At 61.3% G+C, this 14,860-nt stretch carries 13 protein-coding genes; 11 read left to right on the top strand and 2 right to left on the bottom strand.

The window, feature by feature from the left end; genetic code table 11:
- Positions 1 to 63: 63 nt before the first annotated feature.
- From CN933_RS00070 to CN933_RS00035, 8 genes are all read left to right on the top strand, one after another.
- Entirely contained in the window at positions 64 to 1,554 is a 1,491-nt protein-coding gene (locus CN933_RS00070; RefSeq protein ID WP_018095862.1) for an amidohydrolase family protein, read from the top strand.
- Between the two features lie 278 nt (positions 1,555 to 1,832).
- A complete protein-coding gene (locus CN933_RS00065) occupies positions 1,833 to 3,395 on the top strand; it encodes an ABC transporter substrate-binding protein (protein WP_018095863.1) in 1,563 nt (520 codons plus the stop codon).
- A 57-nt stretch (positions 3,396 to 3,452) separates the two neighbouring features.
- Positions 3,453 to 4,421, top strand: coding sequence for an ABC transporter permease (locus CN933_RS00060; protein WP_018095864.1), 969 nt, complete (start codon positions 3,453 to 3,455; stop codon positions 4,419 to 4,421).
- A gap of 34 nt (positions 4,422 to 4,455) precedes the next feature.
- The gene (locus tag CN933_RS00055; RefSeq protein ID WP_018095865.1) at positions 4,456 to 5,406 is read left to right on the top strand and encodes an ABC transporter permease; all 951 of its coding nucleotides are present in this window, start codon (positions 4,456 to 4,458) and stop codon (positions 5,404 to 5,406) included.
- Between the two features lie 5 nt (positions 5,407 to 5,411).
- On the top strand, positions 5,412 to 6,605 hold the full coding sequence (locus CN933_RS00050) for an amidohydrolase family protein (protein WP_018095866.1): 1,194 nt from the start codon (positions 5,412 to 5,414) through the stop codon (positions 6,603 to 6,605).
- Positions 6,605 to 8,098 carry an amidohydrolase family protein gene (locus CN933_RS00045; RefSeq protein WP_018095867.1) on the top strand — a complete coding sequence of 498 codons (1,494 nt, stop codon included), beginning with the start codon at positions 6,605 to 6,607 and terminating at the stop codon, positions 8,096 to 8,098. The genes CN933_RS00050 and CN933_RS00045 overlap by 1 nt, the downstream gene beginning before the upstream one ends.
- Positions 8,091 to 9,074, top strand: coding sequence for an ABC transporter ATP-binding protein (locus CN933_RS00040; protein WP_018095868.1), 984 nt, complete (start codon positions 8,091 to 8,093; stop codon positions 9,072 to 9,074). Before CN933_RS00045 ends, CN933_RS00040 begins: the two co-directional genes overlap by 8 nt.
- Positions 9,071 to 10,075, top strand: a complete 1,005-nt coding sequence (locus CN933_RS00035) for an ABC transporter ATP-binding protein (RefSeq protein ID WP_018095869.1) — start codon at positions 9,071 to 9,073, stop codon at positions 10,073 to 10,075. The genes CN933_RS00040 and CN933_RS00035 overlap by 4 nt, the downstream gene beginning before the upstream one ends.
- A gap of 80 nt (positions 10,076 to 10,155) precedes the next feature.
- On the opposite strand, the gene CN933_RS00030 is transcribed toward CN933_RS00035, so the two are convergent.
- Positions 10,156 to 10,833 (bottom strand): GntR family transcriptional regulator, encoded by a 678-nt coding sequence (locus CN933_RS00030; protein WP_018095870.1) that lies wholly within the window; start codon positions 10,831 to 10,833, stop codon positions 10,156 to 10,158.
- Positions 10,834 to 10,966: 133 nt separating this feature from the next.
- On the opposite strand from CN933_RS00030, the gene CN933_RS00025 reads away from it, so the two are divergent.
- Both CN933_RS00025 and CN933_RS00020 read left to right on the top strand, forming a co-directional pair.
- Positions 10,967 to 11,590, top strand: coding sequence for a flavin reductase family protein (locus tag CN933_RS00025; RefSeq protein WP_018095871.1), 624 nt, complete (start codon positions 10,967 to 10,969; stop codon positions 11,588 to 11,590).
- A gap of 30 nt (positions 11,591 to 11,620) precedes the next feature.
- Positions 11,621 to 12,346 (top strand): aspartate/glutamate racemase family protein, encoded by a 726-nt coding sequence (locus CN933_RS00020; protein ID WP_026168685.1) that lies wholly within the window; start codon positions 11,621 to 11,623, stop codon positions 12,344 to 12,346.
- A 302-nt stretch (positions 12,347 to 12,648) separates the two neighbouring features.
- Here CN933_RS00020 and CN933_RS00015 read toward each other — a convergent pair whose 3' ends face one another.
- Positions 12,649 to 13,629: a LysR family transcriptional regulator gene (locus CN933_RS00015; RefSeq protein WP_018095873.1), complete on the bottom strand. Its 981-nt coding sequence runs from the start codon at positions 13,627 to 13,629 to the stop codon at positions 12,649 to 12,651.
- Positions 13,630 to 13,735: 106 nt separating this feature from the next.
- Here CN933_RS00015 and CN933_RS00010 point away from each other — a divergent pair, with 106 nt between their 5' ends.
- Complete coding sequence (locus tag CN933_RS00010) at positions 13,736 to 14,698, top strand: MBL fold metallo-hydrolase (protein WP_018095874.1); 963 nt, start codon at positions 13,736 to 13,738, stop codon at positions 14,696 to 14,698.
- The last annotated feature ends 162 nt before the right edge of the window (positions 14,699 to 14,860 follow it).

The raw sequence follows: 14,860 nt of genomic DNA, 5'->3' as shown, positions 1-14,860 counted from the left end.
CGCAATCAGAGCGCCTCACCCCGGTGAGGCGCTCTTTTGATATGCAGCAGGATCGAAAATCCCATGAAACCTGATCTTTCCAGCCAGCTCGTTCTGGGTGAGCGGCCCGAGGGGCGAACGCTGATAACCGCACAATGGGTGCTCGCCTGGCGTGATGCCGGTCACGCTCTGATCCCCGACGGCGAAATCGTCCTCGAGCAAAACGAGGTGCTTTATGCCGGGCCGCGTTTCGAGGGGGACGTGGCGCGCCGGATCGATTTCGGTACGGCGCTGGTCAGCCCCGGCCTGATCGACCTCGACGCCCTGTCCGATCTCGATACCTACCTGCTCGTCCAGGACAACCAGCCTGGTTGGGCCAAGGGGCGCATCTGGCCGCGTTCCTATGTGGAGAGCGGACCTTATGAGATGTATTCCGCCGAGGAGCTGGTGTTCCAGAAGCGGTTCGGTTTCGGCCTCCTGCTGTTGAACGGCATCACCACCGCCGCGCCCATCGCGTCGCTCTACTATCGCCACTGGGCCGAGACCGTCGCGGAATTCGAAGCTGCGGCCGACGCGGCGGGCGATCTCGGGCTCAGGGTCTTTCTGAGCCCCGCCTATCGCTCCGGTGGGATGATTCTGGAGGGTCCGGGGCGTATCGAGCCGGTATTCGATGGGGCGCGGGGACTGCAAGGCCTTGCGGACGCGATCGATTTCATCGAGCGCAACCATGGCCGTCATAACGGCCTGGTCAACGGAATGCTGGCGCCGGACCGTATCGAAACCTGCACATTGCCTCTGTTGCAGCGCACCATGGCCGCGGCGCGCGATCTCGATTGCCGCGTCAGAATTCATATGGCGCAGGGCAATCTGGAACTCGACATCATGCGCAGACTGCATGGCGTTTCCGCGCCGCAATGGCTGGCGGATCATGGGCTCATGAGCGAAAGGCTGATCGCGCCGCATGGAACCTACGCCTCGCCACAGGATCTGCAGCTTTACGCGCAACATGGCGTTTCGATCGCGCATTCGCCGCTGGTCTCGGCGCGCATGGGCAGCATTCTCAATTCCTTCGCCGCCTGCCGCAGGCTCGGCATCAATATCGGCATGGCAACCGATACCGCGCCGCCCGACATGTTGATGAACCTGCTGGTCGGGCTGATCGCCTGCCGTATCGGCGAGAAGGCTGCGGATGCGGTATTCTCCAAGGATCTGTTTGATGCCGCCACGCGCGGCGGCGCGAAAGCGCTGGGTCGCAGCGACCTCGGGCGGCTCGCCGCCGGCGCCAAAGCGGATATCGCCGTCTTCCGTCTCGACGATGTCCATATGACCCCGAGCGTCGATCCGGTCACCACGCTGGTCGTCGGCGGTTCCGGCAAGGTGACGCAGGCCGTGTTTGTCGACGGGCGGCTTTCGATGCTGGACGGCAAGGTCGCCGGCATCGACATGATTGCGGCGCGCGAGCGGGCGCAGCAACAATATGACGGCCTGATTGCCAAATATCCGGATCGCAGTTGGCAGCATCCGCCCGTCGGGAAAATCTTCCAGCCGAGCTATCCGGTATGGAAGGTCCAGTAGGGACTCACCTGGAACCGAGCATTTTGTCGACATATTCGATAGGGCCGATGGGACAAATATTGTCTACAATCACGTTGACAACTTTTTGCCGATCGCCATACTGTCCTCATATGACCTGGGAGGCAGGTCATGTCGTATGGAGGAAAATCACACCCAACCCCGGTGTGCGCCCTTCCGGCGCAAGCATTTGAGAATACCGCAACCGGCGACGGATGCGGCGGTGCATGACAACAGACCTCCGAAAAGGAGGCGCAAATTTCCAGAAGCGGAGCAAACATATGATGAAGAAACTTGGCCTCGCGGCCACGATGCTGATGGGCCTGACCTTGTCCGGCCATGCCGAAACGCTGAAATGGGGAGCGGCGCGCGATATCTACTCGCTTGATCCCTATTCCTATGGCGACAGCTATACGCTGTCCTTTCTCAATCATGTCTATGAAGGATTGGTGCGCTATGACGCCAATCTGAAGATCGAACCGGCCCTTGCCGAATCCTGGGAAACCGTTTCCGATACGGTCTGGCGCTTTCACTTGCGCAAAGGCGTGAAATTCCACGATGGCGCGGATTTCACTGCCGACGACGTGCTCGCATCCCTGAAGCGCGTCAGCGATCCGGTTTCGCCGCTTCGCGGCAACCTGCCGGCCTACAAGTCCTCCAAGAAGGTGGACGACCATACGATCGATATTGAGCTGAGCGGGCCCTATCCGCTGCTTCTCAACGACCTCACAAACATCCACGTCTTCGACGCCGGCTGGCTGAAGACCAACAATTCGGAGAAGCCGACCGATGTCGGCGCGAAGATCGAAGGCTACGCCACCTATCACACCAACGGCACCGGTCCGTTCAAGCTGGAAAGCCGGGTCCCGGATTCCAAGACGGTCCTCGTGAAGAACCCGGACTGGTGGGACAAGACCTCCAAGTCCAACATCGACCGCATCGAGTTCACGCCGATCACCTCGGCGGCGACGCGCGTCGCCGCGCTCCTTTCCGGCGAAGTCAACTTCACGGAAAACGCACCGTCGCAGGATCTGCCGCGGCTGCAGGCGCAGCCCGACCTGAAAGTCATGGAGCGCACCGATCTGCGTACCGTCATGGTCGGCTTCAACCGCAAGCCGGAACTCGCGAACGGTTCGGAGAACAAGTTCAACGACCTGCGCGTGCGTCAGGCTTTTGCCCATGCGCTCGACCGGGATCTGATCCAGCAGCGCGTCATGCGCGGCAAGTCGCGCACGGCAGGCGCGGTGGTCGCGCCGGAAATTCCGGGTTACGCTCCCGAGCTGGACACGACGCTGGCATTCGATCCTGCCCTCTCGAAGAAGCTTCTGGCCGAGGCTGGCGCCTCGGACTATCCGTTCACGCTGGTCTGCACGACCGACGCCTATGTGAACGAGGAAGAGCTTTGCCAGGGGCTGGTGAACCTGCTGAGCCGCGCAGGCTTCAAACCGCAGCTCGACATTGCCCCCACCGCCGCACAGGCGCCGAAGCGTACGAGCGGCAAGGCCGACGTCTATCTGATCGGCTGGGCCACGGAACCGATGCTCGACAGCTATTCGATCCTTCTCCAGATGATTCAGACGAAGACGGCCAATGCCGGTGTCTTCAACTGGGGCGGCTGGAGCTATCCGGAGATCGATAAGCTGATCGTGCAGGCGTCGACCGAAATGGACCGCACCAAGCGCCTGACGCTGCAAAGCAAAGCGCTGCAAATGGTGAAGGACGAGATCGTGATGCTGCCCTTACACCAGCAGCCGATGGCCTGGGTCATGTCGAACAAGATCGAAAAGATCGTGCAGCTGCCGGACAACAAGCCGCGCCACTGGCTGACGCAGTTTGCCGAATAATTCATCCACGACGCTCCGGGATGGACTCCCGGAGCGTCCTGTGACCGAGGAATTCCTATGCTGGTTTTTATCATAAAGCGCCTGGCAAACGCCGTCATGGTGATGTTGGCCGTCGCTTTGCTGGCCTTTCTGATTTTCCGGCTGGCGGGCGATCCCGTCGAGATGATGGCCAACGAGCAGATGACTCAGACCGACCGCGACAATCTGCGCGAACGTCTGGGCCTCAACGATGGCCTGATGACACAATATACCCGGTTCGTGGTCAACGCCGCGCAGGGCAATTTCGGCATCTCCTACCGCAACGGCCAGGACGTGCTGAGCCTGATCGCCGAACGCTTTCCGGCGACCCTGGAGCTGGTGCTGGTTGCCACGCTGATCTCCCTGCTGCTTGGCCTTCCCCTCGGCGTGCTGACGGCGATCAAGCGCGGCAAATGGTATACCGAGGGCCTGCAGTTTATCTCCATTGTCGGGGTCTCGCTGCCGAGCTTCGTCGTCGGCATCCTGCTGATCCTCGTCTTCTCGGTTACGTTCGGCTGGCTCCCGGCTTTCGGTCGCGGCGATGTCGTGCAGCTTGGCTTCTGGTCGACGGGGCTCCTGACGCCTTCGGGCCGCGCGGCGATCCTGCTGCCGTCCGTCGCTCTGTCGCTTTATCAGGTCACGCTGGTCATGCGTCTGGTCCGCGCTGAAATGCTGGAAGTGCTCCGATCTGATTACGTGAAATTTGCCCGCGCGCGCGGCATTCCGCGCTGGCGCATCTACTTCCGCCATGCGCTGCGCAACTGCCTGATGCCGGTCGTGACCATGACCGCGATGAATGTCGGTTCGCTGATTGCCTTCGCGCTCATCACCGAAACCGTGTTCCAGTGGCCAGGCATGGGCATGCTCTTCATCCAGGCCGTGACCTTCCTCGATATTCCGGTGATGGCGGCCTATCTCTGCATCATTTCCTTCATCTTCGTCGTGCTCAACACGCTGGTGGACATTGCCTATGCGGTAATCGATCCCCGCTTGCGTACAGCCCGCTGAAACGCCCGTTGAACCGACTGTGGGGCCAAGACCGATGAGTATCCAGACTTCTCAAACTCCGCCCGTCACCCGTCCATCGCTTTTCCAGCGTATCCGCCAAAGCGATTTGTGGTGGTCGTTCACCCATAGCAAGACGGCGATGTTCAGCGCCGCGTTGCTGGCGATCCTGATCCTGACGGCACTGTTCGCACCGCTGATCGCACCGCAGAACCCCTATGACGGCGCAGCGCTCGACATGTGGAAGGCCGAACTGCCGCCGGTATGGGAGGAAGGCGGAGAATGGCCCTATCTTCTCGGCACCGACACGCAGGGCCGCGACATGCTGTCGGCCATTCTCTACGGGACGCGCATTTCCATCGTCATCGGCATCGCCTCGGTGGCGCTCTCCCTGCTGATCGGCATGAGCGCGGGGCTGATCGCCGGCTACTTCGGCGGGTTCATCGACAATCTGCTGATGCGTTTCGGCGACATCACGCTGTCCATTCCGACCATCCTCGTCGCCATTCTCGTCTCGACGGTCGTGCGTCAGATGCTGCCTGTCAGCCTGCGAGAGGTCGGGGCGTCCGCGGTGCTCATCCTCGCCATCGCGTTATCCGCCTGGGTGCAATATGCCCGCACGGTTCGCGCGCAGACCATCGTCGAAGCCGGAAAGGACTACGTGTCGGCGGCGCGGCTGATCGGCGTCCCTGCCCGGCGCATCATGGCCAGTCATATCCTGCCCAACACGCTGACGCCGATCATGGTGGCGGCCACGCTCAACTTCGGCATGGCGATCCTCACCGAAGCCACGCTTTCGTTCCTCGGCATCGGCATGCCGCCGAGCCAGCCGTCTCTGGGAACGCTGATCCGCATTGGCAATCAGTTCCTGTTTTCCGGATCCTGGTGGATCGTGCTCTTCCCAGTCATTCAGCTCTGCCTGCTGGTCGTGGCCGTCAACATGCTCGGCGACTGGCTCCGCGATGCTCTCAATCCGAAACTGAGGTAAGCCTTATGAACGACCTTTTGCTCCGCAATGTCCGGCCGATGGCAGGAGAATCCTGCGATGTCCTGATCAGGGACGGAAAGATTGCCGGTTTCGGGCGTTTTGAGGCTGAACCGGGAATGGCCGTGGAAGACGGCGGCAACGCCATCGTCGCGCCCGGCCTGATCGATGCGCATACCCATCTCGACAAGACCACTTGGGGCATGCCGTGGCATGTCAACAACCGCGCCGCGATCCTGCGCGAGCGCATCGATTTCGAGCGCGAGCACCGTCTGGACATCGGCATCGATCCGCATCGTCAGTCGATGCGCCATGCGATCGGTCTGGCGGCTCATGGCGCAACCCATATCCGCAGCCATGTCGACATAGATCCGGTCCACGGCCTGTCGCTGGTCGAGGGCGTCTGGCAAACGCGCGAAAAACTCAGGGGCGTCATCGATATCGAAATCGTGGCGTTCCCGCAGTCGGGCCTGATGGTCATGCCCGGCACGAAGGAGTTGCTCGACGAGGCGCTGCGTCAGGGCTGCGAAGTGCTGGGCGGCATCGATCCGTGCGGCATCGACCGCGATCCGAAGGGACAGCTCGACATTCTGTTCGCGCTCGCCACCAAGCATGGCGTGCCGATCGACATTCACCTGCATGAGACGGGCGATCTCGGCGCCTTCACCATGGAACTCATCTTCGAGCGCATCCGCGCCAACGGCATGGAAGGCAAGGTGGCGATCAGCCACGCGTTTGCGCTCGGCATGAACGATTATCTGCGCGTCGGCCAGCTGATCGAAGAGCTCGCCATTCTGGACGTCGCCATCCTAACGACAGGTGCGCCTTCGGCCACAGTGCCGTCGATCAAGCGCCTGAAGGAAGCGGGCGTGCGCATCGGCGGCGGCTGTGACGGCATCCGTGACACCTGGGGTCCGTGGGGTCAGCCGGACATGCTCGATCGCGCCAAGGTCATCGGCATGAAGAACGGCGTGCGCTCCGATCACGATCTGGAACATGTGCTGCACATCGTCTCGCAGGGCGGTGCGGATGTCATGCGCCTGGAAAATTACGGCCTCGATGTCGGCTGCAATGCCGATTTCACCCTGCTGACCGGTGAAACGCTGGCGCATGCGGTGGTGGATGTCGCTCCGCGTCCGCTGGTCGTCAAGGGCGGTCGCGTCACGGCCCGTCAGGGCGTCGCTGTGGTGGAGATGCCGTAATGAGCGAGACTTTCGATACTCTTCCGCTCGGCCGTCGTCCGGATGGGCGCACACTGATCACCGCCGGCTGGGTGGTCGGACATAAAGACGGCAGCCACCGGCTTCTGCGCAATGGCGAGGTCGTTTTCGAGAACGGCGAGATTCTATTCGTCGGGCACCGTTTCCCCGGCGAAGTGGCCCGCCGAATCGACTTCGGCGATGCCTTGATCAGCCCTGGACTGATCGATCTCGACGCACTGTCGGATCTCGATACGACCATCCTCGGCATCGACAATCATCCCGGTTGGGCAAAGGGCCGCGTCTGGCCGCGTTCCTATGTCGAAGCTGGTCCTTATGAAATGTACACGCAGGAGGCGCTGGCCTTTCAGAAGCGGTTCGCTTTCGGCCAGCTGCTGTTGAACGGTATCACCACCGCCGCTCCGATTGCATCGCTGTTTTACCGTGAATGGGGTGAAACGGTCGCCGAGTTCGATGCGGCTGCGCAAGCCGCGGGCGAGCTGGGTCTGCGTGTCTATCTCAGCCCCGCCTACCGTTCGGGCGGCATGGTGCTGGAAGCACCGGGCAAGATGGTGCCTGTCTTCGATGAGGAGCGCGGCTTTCAGGGCCTGAACGACGCCATTTCCTATATTGAACGCCAGAATGGCAGCCATGGCGATCTGGTGCGCGGCATGCTGGCGCCGGACCGTGTCGAAACCTCGACGATCAAGCTTTTGCAGCGCACCGATGCCGCCGCCCGCGATCTCGGCTGCAAATTCCGGCTGCACATGGCACAGGGCGCGATGGAAGTGGACACGGTGCGGATGCTGCACGGCTCGACCGCACCGAGCTGGCTTGCAAAGCACGGTCTGTTGAGCGACCGCCTCATCGCGCCGCATGCCACCAACGCCACGGACGAGGATCTCGGTCTTTACGCGGCGAACGGCGTTTCCATCGTCCATTGTCCGCTGGTTTCGGGCCGTGGCGGCTCGATCCTCAACTCCTTCTCCGCCTGCGTCAGGCGCGGGATCAATATTGCCATGGGGACGGATACGACACCGCCCGACATGCTGATGAACCTGCTTACGGGCCTTATCACGGGCCGCATCGCCGACGGCGCACCCGACCGCCTGCGGTCTGCCGACCTGTTCGATGCGGCGACGATTGGCGGCGCGAAGGCACTGGGCCGTTCCGATCTCGGCCATCTGTCACCGGGGGCCCGTGCAGATATCGCGGTCTTCCGCCTCGACGACACCGTCATGGCTCCGTCCATCGATCCGATCACCACGATCGTCACCGGCGGGTCTGGCAAGATCACGCATGCGGTCTTCGTCGATGGCCGCGTCTCCATGCTGGATCGCCAGCTCGCCGGCTTCGACATGCAGGAGGCGCGCATTCAGGCGCAGGCTCAATATGACGGGCTGATCGCCAAATATCCCGAGCGGAGCTGGAACAATCCTCCGGTCGCCGCAATCTTCCCGCCCAGCTATCCGATAGAGGGGGACGCAAATGGGTGACATCCAGGAACCAGTCATTGAAGTTCGCAATCTGCGTGTGGATTTTCCGGGCCGTCGCGGCACGGTGACCGCGCTGTCGGATGTCAGCCTGTCGATCCGGCCCGGTGAGATTCTCGGCGTCGTCGGCGAGTCCGGCGCAGGCAAGTCCATGACCGGGCTCGCCATTCAGGGCCTGCTCGAAGCGCCGGGCCATATCGCCGGCGGCGAGGTCTGGCTCGGCAAGCGTCGCATCGATACGCTCGATGATCGCGCCATGGAAAAAATCCGCGGCCGCGAGATCGGTGCGATTTTCCAGGATCCGCTTACCTCTCTCAATCCGCTGTTCTCGGTCGGCGCACAGCTCGTCGAAACCATTCGCCGGCACCTCGGTCTCGGCAAGGCCGAAGCCCGCGCCCGCGCCGTGCAGTTGCTGCGCGATGTCGGCATTCCCTCGCCGGAGGAGCGGGTCAATCAGTATCCGCATCAGTTCTCGGGCGGCATGCGCCAGCGTGTCGTGATTGCGCTGGCGCTTGCAGCCTCGCCGAAACTCGTCATCGCCGACGAACCGACAACGGCGCTCGACGTGTCGATCCAGGCGCAGATCATCTCGCTCCTGCGCAAATTGTGCAAGGAGAAGCAGGCCGCCGTCATGCTCGTCACGCACGACATGGGCGTGATCGCGGAAGCTGCCGACCGCATCGCGGTCATGTATGCCGGAAGGCTGATCGAGATCGGAGCAGTCGAACAAGTGCTGCACCAGCCGCGCCATCCCTATACGCAGGGTCTGATGGCGTCGATTCCGTCGCTCGGCGCGCGTGTCGAGAGGCTCAACCAGATCGACGGCTCCATGCCGCGTCTGGACGCGATACCCGAGGGCTGCGCGTTCAATCCGCGCTGCAAGATGGCAGGGCCGCGCTGCCGGCGCGAACGCCCGGAACTCGTTTTTGCCGGCCAGAGTGCAAGCGCCTGCTGGCTGAGCGCAGGAGGCACCGCATGACCAAACCGTTGCAAAAGGCCCCGGCTCTGACTGTCGACCGGCTGGTCAAGACATTCGACGTGTCCGCTCCCTGGCTCAACAGGGTAGTGGAGCGCAAGCCCCGACAGTATCTGCAGGCCGTGAACGATATCAGCTTTACCGTTCCCGCCGGCGGCTGTCTCAGCATTGTCGGCGAGAGCGGTTGCGGAAAATCCACCGTTGCGCGCCTCGTCACCGGCCTGCATCGTCCGACGAGCGGCGAAATGCGCTTTGCGCCCGGCAGGAGCGGCGCGCCGCTTTCGGCGCAGATGATCTTTCAGGACCCTTACGCCTCGCTCAATCCGCGCTGGCGGGTGAAGAACATCATCGCCGAACCGCTGCGCGAACTGAAGCTGCGCAAGACCGCGGCCGAGGTGACGGAGCGCGTCGAAGAGCTTCTGGGCATTGTCGGGCTCTCGCCATCCGATGGCGAGAAGTTCCCGCACGAATTTTCAGGCGGGCAGCGCCAGCGTATCTCGATCGCCCGCGCGCTGGCGAGCGAACCCGAATTTCTGGTCTGCGACGAGCCGACCTCGGCGCTCGACGTGTCCGTGCAGGCGCAGGTGTTGAACCTGATGCGCCGTTTGCAGGACGAGCTGGGGCTTACCTATCTCTTCATCAGCCATGACTTGAGCGTCGTTCGCCAAATGTCGGACCGCATCGCGGTGATGTATCTGGGCCGCATCGTCGAGGAAGGCGATACGGAAGAGTTGTTCGCTCAGCCGCGCCATCCCTACACGCGGCTCCTGCTGCAGACGATTCCGAACATCGAGGCACCGAACCGCAACCGCGAGCCGGCCAGCGGCGAAGTGCCGAGCCCGCTGAAACCGCCGTCCGGCTGCGCCTTCCACCCGCGTTGCCCGATCGCCACGGCGCGCTGTTCCAAGGAAGTGCCTACGGTGCGGGTCTTGCAAAACGGCACCCGGGTAGCCTGTCATCTGGCGGAGGACGTGATCGCGGAACGTTTACCTGAAGCGGGATGAGGAAAAGTCTGTGCGGTTTTCCGCCCGCGTCCCGCGTCTCAACTTCCTGGAATAGATCACGATGCCGGCGTTCCGCCGTTTCAAGCCAGTGCTGCGCGCAGATCGTGCGAAAAGTCGCGTATCTCACTCAAGTCGAGCTCGGATTCCACATGTTCCAGATGATGCGACATGAGATGGACGGCTCTCTGGGCTTCTTTCGCCGCAATCGCCTTGACGATGTCGGCATGTTCGTCGGGACCGCAATTGAAGCGTGTGGTGTTCCGGTAAACGGCCGTAATCAGCGAACTGCGGGCGATAAGGTCGCGCATTGTCGTAAACAGGAAGTCCGACCCGGTCAGTTCGGCCAGCAAAAGATGGAAGCCGCCGGAAAGCTTGATGATATCCGTGGTGCTGTCTTCGGCATTGGCGATCCGCTCATTTTTGACATGATCGCGGAGCCGCTTCACGCTATCCTTCGACATCGAACTGCAGAGACGCTCCACGACGCATCTCTCCACTGCCTGGCGAACGAAAAACACGTCGCGCGCCTCTTCCACCGACGGCTTGCAAACAAAAGCACCGCGATTGGGAATGATCGTTACGAGGCCGTCGCGTGCGAGAACGGTCAGCGCCTGACGAACACGTGCGCGACTGACGTGAAAAATCGACGCCAGCTGTTCTTCTTTGAGTTGCACGCCAGGACGCAATCGCCGTTCAGCGATGGAAAGCCATACCCTTTCGACAATCTGCTCGACCGACATCGCGGCTTGTTCGCGCATACCTGTTCTCCTTGCTGAAACAGACAATCGCCAAGCGCGTGAAAAAGTCAACTCGCGGATTCAAATGGCTTGCAATATTGTCTACAATATGAAAGCTTATTGTAGATCATAAGACCGACATTTTGGGACCGCGATGGAATTCGACTTCGAAGAAATTGAGCCGCAAAGCCGCTATCGGCTGCTGACGAATTTCATCGGCCCGCGTCCGATCGCGCTCGTGACGACCCGCTCCGAGAGCGGGCATAGCAACGCTGCGCCGATGAGTTTCTTCAACGTGTTTTCACATGATCCGGCCATCGTCGTCCTGGGCATCCAGCCGCGATTGACCGGTGAGCCGAAGGACACGATGGTCAATATTCGCCGCTCCGGTGAATTTGCCATCAGCATGGTCGATATGGCGTTGTCTCAACAGATGTTGATCTGCGGCCTTGGCTTCGACAGCGAGGTCGACGAGTTGGAAATGGCCGGATTGAAAGCCGCCCGGTGCCGCAAGATCGATGTTGCCTATGCCGAGGAGGCGCCTTGCATCTTCGAGTGCCGCGTCGAGCGCCTGATCGACTATCCCCGCCGCACCCTCGTGCTGGGCGAGGTGGTGCACATGCATGTGCGCCGCGACTGCCTCGACGCCGATGGTCATTATGTGGACCCGGAACGTTACCAGCCGATCGCCCGGCTTCATGCCGACAATTACATCACGTCAGACCGCCAGTTCGTTTTGAAGGCCCCGCCGATCGCCGATTTCGTCAAGAAGAAATAGGCGTCAATGAGAGGCAACGAGAATTTCATCATGCATATTCATCTCATCAATCCCAATTCTACAGCCTCCATGACCGCGCAAGCGCTCGAAAGCGCCTTGCTGGTCAAACATCCCCACACGCACGTCTCCGCCTCCAATCCGACCGATACCCCGGCCAGTATTGAAGGTGGTGCAGATGAAGCCATGTCGGTTCCGGGAATGCTGGCGGAGATCCGCCACGGCGAAGCGCAGGGCGTCGACGCCTATGTTATAGCGTGTTTTGACGACCCCGGACTGCATGCCGCGCGCGAAGTCGCCAAAGGCCCCGTGATCGGTATTTGCCAGGCTGCGGTACAGGTTGCCATGACGATCAGCCGTCGCTTCTCCGTCATAACGACGCTTCCGCGCTCGGTTCCGATCATCGAGGATCTGGTCAGCGATTACGGCGCCGAGCGTCATTGCCGGAAAGTCCGTGCTATCGATCTTCCGGTCCTTGCCCTCGAGGACGATCCGCAAAAAGCCGAGCGGCTGCTGCTCGAGGAAATCGAGATTGCCAAAGCCGAGGATGGTGCCGAAGCGATCGTCCTTGGCTGTGCGGGAATGTCATCCTTGTGTGCCCGCCTCCAGAGAGCGACGGGAGTGCCGGTAATCGATGGCGTGACTGCTGCAGTAAAGATGGCCGAAGCGCTGCTTGGCGGAGGATATACGACTTCCAAGCTCAACACTTACGCCTATCCCCGAGTTAAAACCGCGGCCAGTCAAAAGGTTTGCGCTTAAAGGACTTCCAGGTGCGCGTATCATAGGAAGCGCGGCGCTGTAGGAAAGTTTTCGGAGGACTGCACCCTCTCCTTTTTCCTCGTCCCTGTGCTCCGTCACAGGGATCCAGCAGCGCCGCGTCTGCGGCGCGGAAGAGCCTTTCCAGCCCAAGGACTGGGGTCTGGCTGGATTCCTGTGACATGCACAGGAATGAGGAACCGGGAAGTGCGGTTGTTACGACTTCTGCTCGCGAATATGCGAGGGAATGGTCAACCTCTGACGCAATGAAACGCGCCGAGGACCGCACCCTCTCGAGGCCGCTTTCATCTTTCCTTGCGATCAGGATACCATCTCTGATTGCGGATGAATTCGAGGAAAGCCCGCACGGCCGCGCTCGTATGTCGCCGGCTCGGATAATACAGATACCAACTCGGCAGCTTCTGCTTCCAGTCGCAGAGCAACTCAATAAGTCTGCCCTGTTCGACATCGTCACGGACATAATCCTCGAACAGGTGAGCGATTCCCGATCCCGCGAGCGCGGCCTGGAGCTCCTGATGCGCTGAGCTCAATGTCAACCGACCTTTCGGGGTGATTTCCACTTCGTCGCCGTCACGCGCAAATTTCCACGTCACCATGGTTCCGCCGGGGAAGCGGCGGCGAATACAGTCGTGCTGTAAGAGATCGCCTGGTGAGCCGGGTCGACCGCGTTTGCGAAGATAGTCCGGCGAGGCCACGATCGCGTATCGCAGGGCCGGACCGAGGGGCATGGCGATCATGTCCTGGGCGAGCTGATTCCCGAAGCGCACCCCGGCGTCGAAACCTTGCTCCACGATATCGATGATCGCAGCATCGCTGACGATCTCGACATTGACGTCGGGATAAATTTTCATGAACTCAAAGGTCAGAGGGCACAGAACGTGGTCGGCGGCCGGTCCCGGTGCGTTGATCCGCACCGTGCCAGATGGGCGCTCGCGAAGCTGATTGAGGTCGTCGACCGCTGTTCTGATTTCGTACAGAGCGGGCCTTAGCCGCTCGAGAAGCCGCTCGCCCGCTTCAGTAGGCGCGACGCTGCGTGTCGTTCGGTTCAGAAGCCGAATTCCCAGCGCCTCTTCGAGCACGCTGATCGATTGACTGATGGCGGACGACGAAACACCCCTGCCAAGCGCGGCGGCTCTAAAGCCACCACAGCGCACGACGTCCTCAAAGATTTCCAAGCTGTCGAGCCGTAATGGCCGCATTGCAAAGCCCTGCTTAATAAGCTGATCGGTTTTGATTAGCTTATCCTCACGTCCAACCTGTGTCATCCCCAGAAGAAGTCGCCAGACGGCGGCACCAGATGCAGCACCTGCGATCAGCTATTCGGACGGGATCAAAAACATGAGTGAAATTACTCTGAATCGTAGGAAGATCATGCTGACCGCCGCATCGGCGGTCACGGGAATGATCTTGCCTACCGGGATGGGCTCTGCGCAGGCAGCTCCCGCCGCGTCGCTTCCGGCTCACGGTGGAAATGCCGGCTATTACCGCTTCCGCGTCGGCGACATCTCGGCGACCGTGCTGAGCGACGGGCTGATCGGCGGCCCTCCCCGCATCTACGCCAGCGATGCGCCAGAAGCAGAGCTGCAGGACGTTCTGAGGCGCGCTTTCCTGCCTACCGACCGGCTGACGCTGAATCTCAACACCCTTCTTATCGAGACGAATGGCAAGCGGATCCTTCTCGAAGCCGGAGCCGGGCAAACCATGGGTCCGCAAGGCGGTCGCATCTTCGAGAATCTGGCCGCCGTTGGTTTACGGCCCGAGGACATAGACGTTGTGGTGGTCTCGCACACGCACCCGGACCATGTCGGCAACCTTCGAACAGCGGAGGGCGGCAAGGCATTTCCGCGGGCTGCCGTCTTTGCGCCTCGTGCCGATTGGGACTTCTTCGTCCGTAACGTTCCGGATCTTTCCTACATGCCGGTGACCGAAGACTTTCGCCGCAACTTCGCCGCGGCTATCAAGCGGAGCGTTGAACCCATCACCAAGGGAATCGAGTTGTACGAAGCCGGCGCGGAGATCGTTACCGGGCTGACCACGCTTCCGGCATCCGGCCACACGCCGGGCATGGCGAACTTCCTCGTTCAATCCGGGAACGATCAGCTCCTGCTGACGGCCGATCTCGCCTACCACCCGATCGTCAATGTCGACCGGCCCTGGTTGCCCGGGCCGGATCGCGACAAGGACGCCGCACTCGCATCCCGCCGCCGCATCTTCGACATGGCGGCTGCAGACCGGCTCCTCGTGCTCGGCTTCCACTATCCGTTCCCGGGCCTTGGCCGAATGCTCAAGACGGACGCCGGCTATGCCTGGGTGCCGGTCGATTGGCAGTTCTGATCAAGTGAGAGGAGATCGTGCTCGACCTCCCCCCAAACGCAAAAAGGCCCGCTGATGCGGGCCTTTTCGTGTGTACGTGCATGTGTATGTGTTTGGTTGCGGGGGCAGGATTTGAACCTGCGGCCTTCAGGTTATGAGCCTGACGAGCTACCGGGCTGCTCC

The organism is Sinorhizobium sp. M4_45 (assembly GCF_002885915.1).
In the GTDB taxonomy this organism is placed as follows: Bacteria; Pseudomonadota; Alphaproteobacteria; order Rhizobiales; family Rhizobiaceae; genus Sinorhizobium; species Sinorhizobium meliloti_A.
This window is presented reverse-complemented; position numbering and strand designations above follow the sequence as displayed.